Below are 14,397 nucleotides of genomic sequence, written 5' to 3'. Positions count from 1 at the left end.
CATGAAAAAGGATATGGTGATGAAAACAGTCCTCTTTATCTTTTTTGCAGTTCTGGGTCTGCTTATTCTCATTCCATTCTATGCGGTAACGATTGCTTCGTTTAAGCCGGGCGGGGATCTCATTCGCTATGGTCTTAACCTGCGGTTTGATCTGTCCGTGATGAGCCTGGACAACTTCGCTTATTTGTTTACGGGAGATCATGCCTATTTTACATGGTTCTTTAATTCCTTATTTTTGACGGTTGCTCAGGTCGCTCTGACGTTAATCGTAAGCGCGACGGTTGCCTATGGCTTTTCGGCATATGAATTTAAGGGGAAAAACATTCTTTTTATATGTGTGCTTCTCATTATGATGGTTCCATTTGAGATTTTGCTGCTTCCGCTCTATACGCTGATTTTCAACATTGGACTGATGAACTCTTACTCTGCGATTATTTTGCCCGGGGTCGCGAGTGCGGCTACGATTTTCTTCTTTAGACAATATCTCAGTGGCATTCCCAAGGAAATTATTTCGGCAGGCCGTGTGGATGGCGCTTCCGAATACGGAATATACATTCGTCTGATTTTGCCGATCATGAAGCCGTCGTTTGCAGCCATGGCGATTTTGAACGGAATGAACAGCTGGAATAATTTCCTTTGGCCGTTCATGGTTCTCAGCGATGATAGAAAGTACACGCTGCCCATTGGTCTGAAGACGCTGCTTACTCCTTACGGCAACAACTATGATCTGCTTATCGTAGGCTCCTTCTTTTCGATTATCCCTATCTTTATCCTGTTCGTCGCCTTCCAGAAGTACTTTATCGATGGCATGACGGCAGGTGCGGTTAAAGGCTAGACCGTTTTGAAAAAAAAGTGATTTTCAATAAAACAACTGGCAGAGAGCGAGGAAGATTTGATGATTAAAATGCATATTAACACACAGCAGACCCATGGAACGATCAGCCGTTATTTGTACGGACAATTTGCCGAGCATCTTGGCCGATGCATCTATGAAGGCATATGGGTGGGAGAAGATTCGCCTATCCCGAATACGGAGGGTTACCGTAATGATGTTCTGAAGGCACTTCAGAATCTGAATATCCCGGTTCTGCGCTGGCCGGGCGGCTGTTTTGCGGATGAATATCACTGGATGGACGGCATCGGCCCCAAATCAAAACGGGCACGGATGATTAACAATCACTGGGGGGGCGTAGAGGAAAATAACCACTTCGGTACGCATGAATTTTTGCGCTTATGCGAGCTGCTGCAAACCGAGCCCTACATCAGCGGGAACGTGGGAAGCGGTACGGTACGTGAGATGCAGCAGTGGGTGGAATATATGACTCTTGACGGAGAATCGCCGATGGCCGGCCTGCGTAAGGAAAATGGGCGTGAGGAGCCGTGGAAGCTGCCCTTTTTCGGTGTGGGGAACGAAAACTGGGGCTGCGGCGGGAATATGAGGCCGGAATACTATGCTGATCTGTACCGCCATTATTCTACCTATGTCCGAAATTACGGCGGTAACCGGATATATAAAATCGCTTGCGGACCCAATACAGCCGACTATCACTGGACAGAGGTCCTGATGCGCGAAGCCGCAGGACTGATGGACGGTCTCAGCCTGCACTACTATACACTGCCTACGGGCGATTGGTCCGGAAGCAAAGGCTCTGCGACGGAATACGGCGTGGATGCGTGGTTCTCTACGATGAAGAACACGTTGTATATGGAAGAACTCATCGTCAAGCATTCCAAAATCATGGATAAATACGATCCTGAGGGCAGAGTCGGGCTCATCATCGATGAATGGGGCGGCTGGTATGATGTCGAGCCGGGTACGAATCCGGGATTCCTGTATCAGCAAAATACGCTTCGCGATGCATTGATCGCCGGTATCAATCTCAACATTTTTCATAATTACAGTCAACGCGTGAAAATGGCAAACATCGCCCAAGTGGTCAATGTGCTGCAAGCCATGGTGCTGACAGAGGGGGATCAGATGCTGCTCACCCCGACGTACCATGTATTTCATATGTATAAAGTACATCAGGATGCCGAACTGCTGAACGTATCGTTTGATAGTCCAATGTATAAGCATGGAGCAGAGATGATTCCGCAGATTAACATGTCTGCTTCGGTGGATGCAAATGGCGCCATTCACTTGTCAGTCTGTAACCTTCATCATGCGGAAAGTGCTTCAATCCGCTGCCTCCTGGAAGGAGCGGAAGGCAAGCAGGTGACAGGTACCATCCTTGCGCATTCTTCACTGAATGCCCATAACACATTCCAACAGCCTAACGAGGTTGTACCCGTGACATTTACTGGAGCCAAGCTGGAAGAAGGCGAGCTGATCGTTGAACTTCCGCCTGCCTCGGTAGTTGTTCTGGAACTGAAATAAGGTGGCTTATGATGGAGCAGCGTCAGAATCATTGTAAAGGATGCATGGAGAGTGTCCAGATCTCATCTGAAAAACTGGAACGGCTTGTGGAAATTGCGACCCGTGGCAGAGAAAGCGTGCCAGACGAAGAATACGCACGGCGTATGGAGCAATGTCAACAATGCCCTGGACTTCAGTATGGAACCACCTGCCGCTATTGTGGCTGCCTGATCGCCGTAAGGGCCCGCTTGCAGGATTCTGTCTGCCCGTTTCCGCTTGTTCCGAAATGGGATTCGTCGGCAGCCATATGATTTCCAATTAGACAAAACTGTGCTACATAAAGGAGAAACCAACATGAATACAAACCAGGAATACAACAATCCTATCGTATGGCAGCGAGCCGACCCGTGGGTGTATCAACACAGCGATCATTATTACTATTTTACAGCTTCCGTGCCGGAGTATGACCGGATTGAGATTCGCAGATCCCGAACCCTGCAGGGATTGGGTGAAGCTGAGCCTGTAGTGGCATGGCGAAAATATGACAGCGGCCCGCTCAGCGCGAATATTTGGGCGCCGGAGCTTCATTATATAAGCGGCAAATGGTACATCTACTTTGCAGCTGCGCGGACAACGGAGACAAAAGAAGGCCTGTTCGATCATCGGATGTACGTGCTGGAGAATGACTCTGCCAATCCAATGGAAGGGCAATGGGTTGAAAAGGGACAGGTTCGTACAAAATGGGAATCGTTCGCACTGGACGCAACCACATTTGAACATCAGGACGTCCTGTACTACGTATGGGCGCAGAAGGATCCGGAAATCGGGGGGAATTCGAATCTGTATATCTCGGCCATGAGAAATCCGTGGACGTTAACGGGGGAGCAGGTGATGATCTCGACACCGGAATACCCATGGGAAGCCATTGGTTTTAAAGTCAATGAGGGAGCGGCGGTTCTGAAGCGGAATGGGCGCATTTATATCAGCTATTCAGCCAGTGCTACAGATCACAACTATTGCATGGGTCTGCTGTATGCGGATGAATCGTCGGACCTGCTGAATCCTGCCTCCTGGGTGAAATCACCTCAGCCCGTATTCCAAACATCGGAAGAAAATGGTCAATATGGACCAGGACATAACAGCTTTACGGTTTCGGAGGATGGAAAAGATGTGATCGTGTATCATGCCCGCAATTATAAAGAAATTACAGGTGATCCGCTGTATGATCCAAACCGTCATACCAGAGCTCAGGTGTTTACCTGGAAAAAGAACGGGATGCCAGACTTCGGTGTTCCGGTTCCGGATGCATCGGTTAAGGAAATGAAGTAAGAAAATACCGGTCAAAGAGTCCGCTTTCCAAACAGCGGGCTCTTTTTTTATGAATTGATGCATCGTAACGGCTGATATGAACTGTTTGCAAATAAAATGTATACTACTGCTGAAGGAGACTTTATGTTGGAAGGAACTGAGCGGAGCGTGAAATAACATGAATTCCGTTTTTTATGATGGATTTTGGCTGTTTAAGGTTAAAGGGTATTATAGAGGAATAAAGTTATTGGAAGAAAATAGTTGGTCATACTAAGACATGATGGAGTCGATTGCCGTTGAATCATACAGAGCTGGATGATAAAAATGTTCAAATCGGCCTTTCGGGCTGGGGAGATCATGATGAAATTTATCCAAAAGGGACCAAAGCGGGAGAAAAGCTTCAGGTATACAGCAACCGCTTTCCGATTGTGGAGCTTGATAGCTCCTTTTATGCTGTTCCTTCACCGGAAAGAATGCAAAAATGGAGCGAACAAACGCCCGGTTCCTTCGGTTTCATTGTCAAAGCATATCAGGGAATGACGGGACATGCCCGTGGGAAAATTCCCTTTGCGGACACCAGGTCCATGTTTCAGGCTTTCCGGGAGTCGGCAGAAGAGATGCAAAAGGCGGGCAAGCTGAGGGCGATATTGTTTCAGTATCCGCCATGGTTTGATTGTGATCGGAAGCATGTTGAAATGCTGCGCAGAACCCGGGAATGGATGGACGGATTTCCGCTGGCTCTCGAATTTCGGCATCAAAGCTGGTTCCATGGGGAAATGATGGACAAGACACTCGCTTTTATGAGGGAGGAAGGCTGGATTCATTCGATTTGCGATGAACCGCAGGCAGGTGAAGGGTCCGTACCGATGATTCTTGAACCGACTCGAGACGATTTTACACTCGTCCGCCTTCATGGCCGGAATGCAGCCGGTTGGCATTCGAGCGGACAGCCCAATTGGCGGGAGGTCAGATACCTGTACCGGTACAATGAACAAGAACTTTTGGAATGGAAGGGAAATATTAGCAAATTACTCGAGTCGACCCAGAACTGCTGGGTCATATTTAATAATAACTCCGGCGGTGATGCTGCGGGTAATGCCATACAGCTGATGAATTTATTAGATTTGGATGCTCCCGAGCTGCCACCCGATCAATTGACGCTTTTTGAAGATTAAAGAAACCTATAAGTTTTATTGAAGATCTGACCCGTGTTGTAAACATTTTCATATGTAAAATGCCCTTTTGTCCTGATTGATCTGTTTTTTAGATCATAACTATATTAAATGGTTATTTCAGGTATGGAGAAGATATGTTTATAATAGAAGTTGAGCCGCTTTCATTTATGGTGAAACGGCTTACAAGAATCATTTTTTCAGATTTCCGTCCAACGCATAGAAGAATGGTTCGAAGAACAACTCATTCTATATGACTATTAAAAAATCAAGGCGGAGGTATCACTTTAGCGATGATAACCAATAAGAATGACACACAAACGCAGGGAGCCTGGGAAAACTACTACGGCCCCAACCTGGGATATGTTCAGGAACAGTATGAACGTTACGTGAAAGATCCTGATTCTGTGGATGAAACGTTCCGCAAAGTGTTTCAGATGTGGGGCGCACCTCCAATTGCGCCGGCTGCACTGGCACCGGTAAACGCAGCATCCGCCAGCGCGCCAATCGACAGCAGCATGCTGAAGAAGGGTGTGGATGCCGGCAAGCTTGTATGGAATATCCGTGCATACGGCCATCTGGCAGCAGACATCGATCCACTCGGCATCATTCCGAAGCCGGACACACGCATACTTGAACCTGAACAATACGGACTGAGTCAGTCCGATCTGACGGCTTTCCCTGCATCCCTGATCTGGGACGGGGCGCCTGAGAATGTTAGAACCGGTTGGGAAGCCATCCAGAAGCTGCGTCAAACATATACAGGAACCATTGCCTTTGAATTCAGCCATGTGCATGATACGGAAGAGCGCGTATGGCTGAACCGTCATGTCGAAAGCGGAATTTTCCCTGCTCCACTGAGTGAGTCGGAGAAAACGAACCTCCTTGAGAGACTGATCGAAGTTGAGCAGTTCGAGGAATTCCTGCACCGTACCTTTGTAGGGCAGAAACGCTTCTCTATTGAAGGTAATGACGTGCTGGTTCCAATGCTTGACGAAATGGTGCGCATCATGTCCGACGAAGGCGCAGAGCATATCCTGATGGGTATGGCACACCGCGGCCGTTTGAATGTTCTTGCTCATGTACTCGGCAAGCCATACGATAAGATTTTCTCTGAATTCCACCATTCGCCAAACAAGAAGCTGTTCCCTTCGGAAGGCTCGATGGGCATCAACTTCGGCTGGACCGGCGACGTGAAATACCATCTGGGCGCCAAACGTGTCCTGAAGGATGGCAGTGTCGTGCAGACCCGGATTACGCTTGCCAATAACCCGAGTCACCTTGAATTTGTAAATCCGGTTGTTGAAGGCTTTGCCCGCGCAGCGCAGGAAGATCGCACACAGCCAGGCTATCCGCAGCAGGATGTGAACAAGGCTGCGACAGTTCTGATTCACGGCGACTCCGCCTTCCCTGGCGAAGGCATTGTGGCGGAAACACTGAACTTCAACAAGCTTCCTGGCTTCCAAAATGGCGGTACGATCCATATCATCGCCAACAACAACATCGGTTTCACGACCGAAAGCCGGGATTCCCGTTCGACTCATTACGCCAGTGACCTGGCGAAGGGCTACGAGATTCCGATCGTCCATGTGAATGCTGATGATCCGGAAGCATGTATTTCCGCCATCCGCCTTGCGAGCGAATACCGCAATAAATTTAAGAAGGACTTCCTGATTGATCTGGTCGGCTACCGCCGATATGGTCATAATGAAACGGATGATCCGGATACAACGCAGCCGCTCATTTATAACAAAGTGAAGAGCCACCCTCGTGTTGTCAGCATCTATGCAGATGTACTGAACCAAAAAGGCGTGGTGAATAAAGAGCAGTCCAATGATATGATCCAGCAGGTTCAAAACCGCATGAAGGATGCTTACGACAAGATTAAGGATCTGGAGCAGGAGCCGGCGAATTCTCATCAGCAAACACCTGCTGAAGACCGGATCAAGGCGATTAAGACGGGTGTGCCACTGAACACGCTGCGTGAAATCAATACGGATCTGCTGAAGCGTCCCGCTGACTTCAATGTCTATCCGAAGCTGCAGCGTATTCTGGAACGCCGCGAATCCGCATTAAACGATGGTGAAAAGGTAGACTGGAGTCTAGCGGAAACGCTGGCCTTCGCAAGCATTATCGCTGACGGTAAACCGATTCGTCTTACAGGCCAGGATGCCGAACGTGCGACGTTCGCACACCGTAACCTGGTGCTGCATGATACGAAGAACGGTTCAACCTTCTGCCCGATTCACGAGCTTCCGCAGGCGAAGGCATCCTTTGCGATCTACAACAGTCCGTTATCCGAGGCTTCGGTGCTCGGATTTGAATATGGATACAACGTATATTCTCCAGAGACGCTTGTCATCTGGGAGGCCCAGTTCGGTGATTTCGCGAACTGCGCGCAGGTTATCACGGACCAGTTCATTTCGGCTGGACGTTCCAAATGGGGACAGAAATCAAGTCTGGTAATGCTGCTTCCTCACGGTTATGAAGGACAGGGACCAGAGCACTCCAGTGCACGTCTGGAACGTTTCCTGCAGCTTGGCGGCGAAGAGAACTTTACTGTTGTCAATCTGTCCAGTGCGGCTCAGTACTTCCACTTGCTTCGCCGTCAGGCAGCATTGACCGAAAGTGAAGATGCACGCCCGCTGATCGTGATGTCGCCGAAAAGCCTCATCCGTAATACGCGTGTTGCATCAAACGGGCAGGAGCTTAGCGAAGGACACTTCAAGCGTGTGCTTGAACAACAAGGTCTTGGCGGAAATCCTGAGCGTGTTGAGCGCCTGGTTCTCTGCAGCGGTAAAATTGCCGTGGAGCTTGAGGAAGCACTCGATAAAGAAGAAGAAGCGAAAGATTGGCTGCATATCCTCCGTGTAGAGCAGCTTTATCCGTTCCCTGAACAAGAAGTTCGTGAGATTCTCGCACGTTTTACAAATGTTAAGGAAATATTGTGGGTACAGGAAGAACCGGAAAACATGGGTGCTTGGCGTTATATCGAGCCTCATCTCCGTAAAGTGGCCCCGCAAGGTACGCCAGTAAATTACAACGGTCGTCCGGAACGTTCGAGTACCGCCAGCGGCTTCCAACAGATACACAGCTTTGAACAACAACAAATCGTATCTACGGCATTGAACCAAAAATCTATTAAGCATAACATCGCACTGGGGAGGTAGCAGGCAGTGAGCGAAATTACAGTACCGGCAATGGGTGAATCTATCACAGAGGGAACTATTTTTAAGTGGCATGTCAAAGAAGGGGACGCAGTTAACCAGGGGGATGTTCTTCTGGAGCTGGAAACAGATAAGGTCAATCTTGAAATCAGTGCCGAGGAATCCGGCATGGTCGAGAAGATTTTGAGAAATGATGGTGACACCGTTCAAATCGGCGAAGTTCTGGGCAGAATTTCTGCAGGTGGTGAAGCGGCTGCAGCTGCTCCAGCCAAAGAAGAGCCGAAGGCACAAGAGAAGGCAGCACCAGCACCAGCTGCTCCTAGTACGGCTGCACCAGCTGAATCTGCAAAAGAAGGGGATTCTTACCTCGCAGCATCACCGGCAGCACGCAAGCTTGCACGTGAGCAAGGCATTGATCTGGAACAGGTTAACCGTGATCCGAAGGGACGCATCTTCCAGGATAACGTGAAGAGTCACACGGAAGCACCGGCTCCGCGCCCATCGGCTCCAGCCCCTGCAGCAGCACCGGCTGAAGTAAGCCAGCCAGGCAAACCGGCTGAACGCACACGCATGTCCCGCCGCCGGGCAACGATTGCGAAGCGTCTGGTTGAAGCACAGCATACTGCTGCGATGCTGACAACCTTCAATGAAGTGGATATGACGGCTATCATGGATGTCCGCAAACGCCGTAAGGATGCTTTTAAAGAGAAGCATGAGATCGGTTTGGGCTTCATGTCCTTCTTTACGAAGGCGGTTGTGGGTGCGCTCAAGAAATTCCCGCATCTGAATGCTGAAATTGACGGTGAGGATATCATCGTGAAGAAATACTATGATATCGGCATCGCCGTATCGGCGAAGGAAGGTCTCGTCGTTCCGGTCGTTCGTGACGCGGATCGTCTGGGATTTGCCGAAATCGAGAAGGAAATTGCTTCGCTTGCTTCGAAAGCACGCAATAACTCTCTGGCATTGTCTGAGCTTCAAGGAGGCACCTTCACGATTACGAATGGTGGTACATTCGGTTCCCTGATGTCTACACCAATCCTGAATGCGCCGCAAGTAGGTATTCTAGGTATGCATAAAATCCAGCTTCGTCCGGTAGCGATTGACGCCGAACGCTCGGAGAACCGTCCGATGATGTACATTGCGTTGTCTTATGACCACCGGATCGTGGATGGCAGTGAAGCCGTCCGCTTCCTCGTAACGGTTAAGGAACTGTTGGAAGATCCAGAATCTTTGCTGCTTGAAGGCTGATCATTCGGTATCATATGAAAAAAGCCGAACCGTAATTTACGGTTCGGCTTTTTGTTTTGCATGAGAATACGTTCATCCGTTGACTTTTCAGTAGGACTGGACTATGCTGTATATATACCCTGTGGGGTATTTAAACCATACACATATTTTTGCTCCAAGAGAAGAAAAGGGGATTATCTATGACTTCATCAACCATATTTTATATCGTACTGGCACTCTTCGTCGTATGGATGCTCTACCGCATGTTCGCTCCTGTAAAAGGGCTTGTACAGCTTCGGGACGAGCCCTTTCGCAAGAAGTTGGAGGAGTCCAAGCAGAAGCATCTGATTGACGTCCGGGAAGTCCATGAATTCAAATCAGGGCATATTCCGGGCGCTGTGAACATTCCACTGTCCCAAATTGGAAGCAGAGCTTCAGAAATCTCCAAGGACAGCGATGTTTTCCTTTATTGCCAGAGCGGCATGAGAAGCAAGCAAGCATCTAAAATGCTGCTGAAGAGCGGTTTTCCGGAAGTGAATAACCTAATGGGCGGTATATCTTCCTGGACTGGAAAACGTATCCGTTAGAATAAGCTTCAACGTTAAAAGGGGCATCTCCAGAACTCCGCAAGTCGGATCTGGAGACGCCCTTTTTTTTAATCATATCACAGCGGTATTGCCTTCATTCACTGGCCGCTGGCATTTGAACCATCCTCCATCGATGGCTGCATCAGCTGGTCTGCAGGCGTGCTTGGATCATGCCAGTTGGTAATCAGCTTACGGATGTATTCGATATCCTCCTGATCCGGATCGTAATACCAGACGGAGTCACGCATAGCTCCTTTACCTTTAAGCATATAGTTGCTGAAGGTAGGCATGCTGCCTTCGTAGAAGGATTTGGCCAAGTCGATCATGAACGTGGAGTTCATGTTGGTTTTGAAATTGCTTCCGGCGACCTTGATCAGGTCCGGGATTTTCGTAATGTTTTTGATCTCAAGCGCTCTGGCCATGACGGCATCAATAAGAACCCGATGTCTCATGGTTCGATTGAAATCAGAATCCTCACGATAGCGGGCATAACTTAGTGCGTCGTCACCGTCATAAATTGATTTGTTAGGCTCGATCCGCAGCTTCTCATGAATCTTCTGCTTGTTTTCAATGACCTTGGTAATCGGCAGATGCACACCGCCAAGCTTGTCTACCACGTCTTTTAAGCCTTGAAAGTTAATGGTGGCATAGAAGTCGACATTGTTTCCAACCAGATTTTCAACCGTATCCACGCTTCGTTTAATTCCTCCGCGCGCATAAGCGGCATTAATTTTGCTCTTCTTATTTTCTTCAGCAATCTCGGTGTATGTATCTCGTGGTATAGAAATAAGTAGAATCTTGCTATCCTCTGGGCGTACGACAGAATAAATGACCGTATCGGAGCGTCCAGGTTCATTTTTGCGTTCATCCGTTCCAAGCAGGAGTAAGGAAAACGGGTTTTGAACCTTATCCGGCTTAACCTCTTCGTCGATTTTTTCATAGGATTGATCTAATGTTTCCGTAACGGTATCTTTCATTAAGGTGTCAAAAGCGAGTAATGCGGCTTGTTTCCTGAATATGTAACCGGCTCCTGCTATGAGTAGGAGGCAAACAAGCGTGATAAGCAGCCAGGTTCCTTTGCGCTTCTTTTTCTTTCTTTTTCGGGGGCGTGTTAGCCTTTGCGGCTCTTGATTTTCCATTTAAATCTCCTGTTTGGTTCGTCATGGGTCAAGCTGCTGGACAACAATTTACAAAATTTTCTTCTACTATTAAACTATTTTATAGTATTCTCTTAAAAAAAATCAACACATTGGGTCATGTCACTCGCCAGCAATCGATATTTTTCAACATCAAGGCAGCAAAAAAAGACGACATGATGTGCCGTCTTTTCAAATGAGCGTAGAATGGATTATATATAAAGGGGGACCATTCCTTCTAGTACAGGGCAGGGGTTTGCAGTCTATCGTTAAGCCGTTCTAATTTGCGGATAATTTCCTTTTGCCATCGGATGTCACCCAGCTGTTTTGCAAGATTCAGAAGATCCAAATAATCGTCAATCCGCATCTCTGCGCATTGCGCCGATGTTTTCACCATGCTCGTCGACTCCTTAACCGTTGATTGTAAATTACTTCTCTGAGAATCATTGTATCATAAACTCATTCTCAATGATAATCTTTCTCAATAAAAACATAAATTTTTTTTGGAGAGGAACATGCACACGATGGAAGCAACGTTAAAATGGCTGGATTGGGCCAAACAAATTCAGGGGATTGCTCAGACAGGTCTGGCATATACCAAAGATGTTTATGACAAGGAACGCTATGAGCAGCTCCGTGCGCTCAGTCTCGAGATCATGGGACAATACACGGATGTGGAGAGCAGCAAGCTGCTGGACCTCTTCGCAGGCGAATATGGCTATGCTACACCAAAGGTGGATATCCGCGGCGTTGTGATTCAGGATGATCGGATTCTGCTGGTGAGAGAGAAAGAGGAAGGGGAGTGGTCACTGCCTGGAGGCTGGGCCGATCTGCTGCTCTCCCCGTCGGAAATTGCGGTGAAAGAAGTCAGAGAGGAGTCGGGTTATGAGGTCAGGACGCTGCGCCTGCTTGCTGTGCTTGATAATCACAAGCATAATCCGCCCGCTCCTTATCATGCGTACAAGCTGTTTATTCACTGCGAAATTATCGGCGGCAAAGCTCAGGAGGGAGTGGAAACCAGCGGCGTAGCGTTTTTTGGCAAAGATGAGCTGCCGGAGCTTTCACAAAGCCGGAATACCGAAGAACAGATTAAGCTCATGTTTGATCTTCTGAAGAATCCGCAGCGTATTCCGGTATTTGATTGATGAATATATCTGATCAAACTGCTGCCTGTCGCAGCAGTTTTTCTTTTGCCTTAAACGTTCTACCATCTTCCTCGCCTATAAGCTTTATAGAAATTAACTGTTGGACGGATGGTAGCTGGTTTTGTAGTATTGTAGCTGCTATCCAATTTATACTGCTGAACGCTGCAACTGAGGAGGGTCATCATGCTGTCTACTTTTGTCCATACCATATATCAAGTGTTTCTTCCTATATCCTTGCCTGTGATCGGCGGGGCTCTGATTAAGCGTTTTAAGAAAATGGAAACAAAGCCGCTCTCCACACTATCCCTTTATTTGCTCAGCCCTGCGCTTATTTTTGAGACGCTGATGCACGCGGATATTTCATATGGAGATATAACTCAGACTGTACTGTTTACGATATTGAACATGCTGCTGCTCTGGGCGCTCGCGTCCGGGCTCGGCAAGGTGTTGATCCTGCCTGCGGCGGAACGTTCGGGTCTTACCCTGGTGGCCCTCTTCACCAACTGCGTCAATTACGGTCTGCCGCTTGTATTGCTGGCCTTCGGCCAAGCCGGAATGGATAAGGCCTCGGTGTATGTTATTTTACAGATTATCATTGTGAATACGATCGGGGTATATTTTGCGGCACGTTCACATTTTTCCATGAAGCAGGCAGCACTATCCATCTTCAAGCTGCCATCGGTGTACGCCGCTGCGCTGGCCGTTTTACTTCGCATGAGCGGATGGTCACTGCCAGAGGGCTTGGAGCAGGGAGTATCCATGGTATCGGGAGCCTATTCTTCGGTTGCCCTGTTTATCCTGGGTGCGCAGATGGTCAGTGTGAATGCCGGGGACGGTGCGAAGGCTGTTTATTCAGCTACAGTGCAAAAGGCATTTTATGCCGGTATGTCGCTCCGGCTGGTGCTTTCCCCGCTGGCATCCATGCTGCTGCTATTTTTGATGGGTGTACATGGTACGCTGTTTAACGTTATTCTGATTCTCAGCTCTATGCCGGCTGCGGTAAATGCGGTCATTCTGGCAGAGCAGTTCGATGCAGCGCCGAAGGTTGTGACACGCTGTATCTTATGGACCACACTGGCTTCGTTCATCCTGCTGCCGCTCATGATTGGCTGGCTTTCCTGACATTTACTTACGGCGCGGTTACCGTGTACTCCGGATTGTTAAAATGGATTTGATCCTTCAGACCAGAAGATTCGTAGATCCGGTTGTCATCCGTGATGAAAAAAGCCTCTACGCCAGCTTGTTTCTCGATATATTTCAAACCTTCTTCAAGCCCCATAATAAACACGGCGGTGGATAGCGCATCGGCATCCGCTGCCGAATCGGAAATAATGGTCACGCTTTTGAGCCCGCTTTGGCTTGGATAGCCTGTCCGCGGGTCGAGAATATGATGGTATTTGACTCCGTTTTCCACGAAAAAGCGTTCATAAACGCCGGATGAGTCAATCGTTTTGTTAATGATTTGTACGTTGCCAAGTGAAGTGCCGCGGCTTTGGTCGGGATCCTGCAGACCGATATTCCAGCTAAGCCCACCGGGCTTGCTCCCCATAGCGATAATGCTGCTTCCCCCAAGATTAATCATCGCGCTTTCCACCTGTTGTTTCTTCAGATATGCGGCCACACGGTCGGCGGCATACCCCTTGCCAATCCCCCCGAGATCAAGTGCCATTCCAGGCCGGGTCAGTTTAATCGTTCTCTCCCCAGCATTCAGAAGAACATCCTTATACCCGATCAGGTTCATAGCCTGAGTAAGCTCATTGCTGGCCGGAACATGTGCCCCCTCGTTGCCAATATTCCAGAGGCTGACCAGCGGTCCGACAGTGGGATCATACAAGCCGCCGGTTTGTACGGCATAATCCAGAGCCTTTTTCACCACTTCAAACGTATCCTGCGATACATGTACCGCTTGCTTACCCGCACTCTGGTTGACTTTATACAGCTCACTGGTCTGCAATGTACGGCTCAGCCCGTGGTCCATGGTTTCCAAAAGATTCTTAATGTCATCAAGCTGCTGAGGCAATGCATGCTCCCCGTACAGCTTCACATTCACAACGGTATCGAAGATAAAGTAGGTTTCTGAAATGGCTGCCGCCTGTTTAGCCTCGGCTTTAGCCTCTGGACCGGCTCCGGATAAGAAAGGGAGGCTGCCCCGTCCAGAAACGGCCGCACCGGCTGCGATGAGTACCAATGCAAGTATCCCTATCATCCATTTTCGTTTCATCATCCATCCCCCCATGGCTCTTATCTGTTTCATCATTTCTTCTAATCACATCATACTTGCGGGTGGGGGATCCCG

At 48.6% G+C, this 14,397-nt stretch carries 13 protein-coding genes; 10 read left to right on the top strand and 3 right to left on the bottom strand.

Going from position 1 to position 14,397, the window contains the following annotated elements:
- Position 1: 1 nt before the first annotated feature.
- The 8 genes from KJS65_RS21750 to KJS65_RS21715 all read left to right on the top strand — a co-directional run bounded on the left by KJS65_RS21750 (position 2) and on the right by KJS65_RS21715 (position 9,820).
- Positions 2 to 835 carry a carbohydrate ABC transporter permease gene (locus tag KJS65_RS21750; protein ID WP_213651954.1) on the top strand — a complete coding sequence of 278 codons (834 nt, stop codon included), beginning with the start codon at positions 2 to 4 and terminating at the stop codon, positions 833 to 835.
- Positions 836 to 895: 60 nt separating this feature from the next.
- A complete protein-coding gene (locus tag KJS65_RS21745; RefSeq protein WP_213651953.1) occupies positions 896 to 2,377 on the top strand; it encodes an alpha-N-arabinofuranosidase in 1,482 nt (493 codons plus the stop codon).
- Positions 2,378 to 2,385: 8 nt separating this feature from the next.
- Positions 2,386 to 2,667 carry a DUF6171 family protein gene (locus KJS65_RS29960; RefSeq protein WP_306432983.1) on the top strand — a complete coding sequence of 94 codons (282 nt, stop codon included), beginning with the start codon at positions 2,386 to 2,388 and terminating at the stop codon, positions 2,665 to 2,667.
- Positions 2,668 to 2,710: 43 nt separating this feature from the next.
- Complete coding sequence (locus tag KJS65_RS21735) at positions 2,711 to 3,685, top strand: glycoside hydrolase family 43 protein (protein ID WP_213651951.1); 975 nt, start codon at positions 2,711 to 2,713, stop codon at positions 3,683 to 3,685.
- 269 nt (positions 3,686 to 3,954) lie between these two features.
- Entirely contained in the window at positions 3,955 to 4,839 is an 885-nt protein-coding gene (locus tag KJS65_RS21730; RefSeq protein ID WP_374706207.1) for a DUF72 domain-containing protein, read from the top strand.
- A gap of 290 nt (positions 4,840 to 5,129) precedes the next feature.
- Entirely contained in the window at positions 5,130 to 8,006 is a 2,877-nt protein-coding gene (locus tag KJS65_RS21725) for a 2-oxoglutarate dehydrogenase E1 component (protein WP_213651949.1), read from the top strand.
- 6 nt (positions 8,007 to 8,012) lie between these two features.
- Positions 8,013 to 9,254, top strand: coding sequence for a 2-oxoglutarate dehydrogenase complex dihydrolipoyllysine-residue succinyltransferase (gene odhB, locus KJS65_RS21720; protein ID WP_213651948.1), 1,242 nt, complete (start codon positions 8,013 to 8,015; stop codon positions 9,252 to 9,254).
- Positions 9,255 to 9,433: 179 nt separating this feature from the next.
- Positions 9,434 to 9,820, top strand: a complete 387-nt coding sequence (locus KJS65_RS21715; RefSeq protein WP_213651947.1) for a rhodanese-like domain-containing protein — start codon at positions 9,434 to 9,436, stop codon at positions 9,818 to 9,820.
- A 98-nt stretch (positions 9,821 to 9,918) separates the two neighbouring features.
- On the opposite strand, the gene KJS65_RS21710 is transcribed toward KJS65_RS21715, so the two are convergent.
- Positions 9,919 to 10,959: an LCP family protein gene (locus KJS65_RS21710; protein ID WP_213651946.1), complete on the bottom strand. Its 1,041-nt coding sequence runs from the start codon at positions 10,957 to 10,959 to the stop codon at positions 9,919 to 9,921.
- A gap of 235 nt (positions 10,960 to 11,194) precedes the next feature.
- The gene (locus KJS65_RS21705) at positions 11,195 to 11,353 is read right to left on the bottom strand and encodes a hypothetical protein (RefSeq protein ID WP_213651945.1); all 159 of its coding nucleotides are present in this window, start codon (positions 11,351 to 11,353) and stop codon (positions 11,195 to 11,197) included.
- A gap of 127 nt (positions 11,354 to 11,480) precedes the next feature.
- Here KJS65_RS21705 and KJS65_RS21700 point away from each other — a divergent pair, with 127 nt between their 5' ends.
- Together KJS65_RS21700 and KJS65_RS21695 are read left to right on the top strand one after the other, a co-directional pair.
- Positions 11,481 to 12,101: an NUDIX hydrolase gene (locus KJS65_RS21700; protein ID WP_213651944.1), complete on the top strand. Its 621-nt coding sequence runs from the start codon at positions 11,481 to 11,483 to the stop codon at positions 12,099 to 12,101.
- Positions 12,102 to 12,284: 183 nt separating this feature from the next.
- On the top strand, positions 12,285 to 13,223 hold the full coding sequence (locus KJS65_RS21695; RefSeq protein WP_213651943.1) for an AEC family transporter: 939 nt from the start codon (positions 12,285 to 12,287) through the stop codon (positions 13,221 to 13,223).
- A gap of 7 nt (positions 13,224 to 13,230) precedes the next feature.
- On the opposite strand, the gene KJS65_RS21690 is transcribed toward KJS65_RS21695, so the two are convergent.
- Positions 13,231 to 14,325, bottom strand: coding sequence for an FAD:protein FMN transferase (locus KJS65_RS21690; protein ID WP_306432982.1), 1,095 nt, complete (start codon positions 14,323 to 14,325; stop codon positions 13,231 to 13,233).
- Positions 14,326 to 14,397 lie beyond the last annotated feature (72 nt).

It is taken from the genome of Paenibacillus sp. J23TS9 (assembly GCF_018403225.1).
Lineage (GTDB): Bacteria > Bacillota > Bacilli > Paenibacillales > Paenibacillaceae > Paenibacillus_AQ.
The sequence above is the reverse complement of the archived record's forward strand: the minus strand, read 5'-3'. Positions and strand labels throughout refer to the sequence as shown.

Coding starts and splice junctions, on each gene's coding strand:
- KJS65_RS21750 (WP_213651954.1), top strand. CDS start 2: ATGAAAAAGGATATGGTGATGAAAACAGTCCTCTTTATCTTTTTTGCA.
- KJS65_RS21745 (WP_213651953.1), top strand. CDS start 896: ATGATTAAAATGCATATTAACACACAGCAGACCCATGGAACGATCAGC.
- KJS65_RS29960 (WP_306432983.1), top strand. CDS start 2,386: ATGATGGAGCAGCGTCAGAATCATTGTAAAGGATGCATGGAGAGTGTC.
- KJS65_RS21735 (WP_213651951.1), top strand. CDS start 2,711: ATGAATACAAACCAGGAATACAACAATCCTATCGTATGGCAGCGAGCC.
- KJS65_RS21725 (WP_213651949.1), top strand. CDS start 5,130: ATGATAACCAATAAGAATGACACACAAACGCAGGGAGCCTGGGAAAAC.
- KJS65_RS21715 (WP_213651947.1), top strand. CDS start 9,434: ATGACTTCATCAACCATATTTTATATCGTACTGGCACTCTTCGTCGTA.
- KJS65_RS21710 (WP_213651946.1), bottom strand. CDS start 10,959: ATGGAAAATCAAGAGCCGCAAAGGCTAACACGCCCCCGAAAAAGAAAG.
- KJS65_RS21705 (WP_213651945.1), bottom strand. CDS start 11,353: ATGGTGAAAACATCGGCGCAATGCGCAGAGATGCGGATTGACGATTAT.
- KJS65_RS21700 (WP_213651944.1), top strand. CDS start 11,481: ATGGAAGCAACGTTAAAATGGCTGGATTGGGCCAAACAAATTCAGGGG.
- KJS65_RS21695 (WP_213651943.1), top strand. CDS start 12,285: ATGCTGTCTACTTTTGTCCATACCATATATCAAGTGTTTCTTCCTATA.
- KJS65_RS21690 (WP_306432982.1), bottom strand. CDS start 14,325: ATGATGAAACGAAAATGGATGATAGGGATACTTGCATTGGTACTCATC.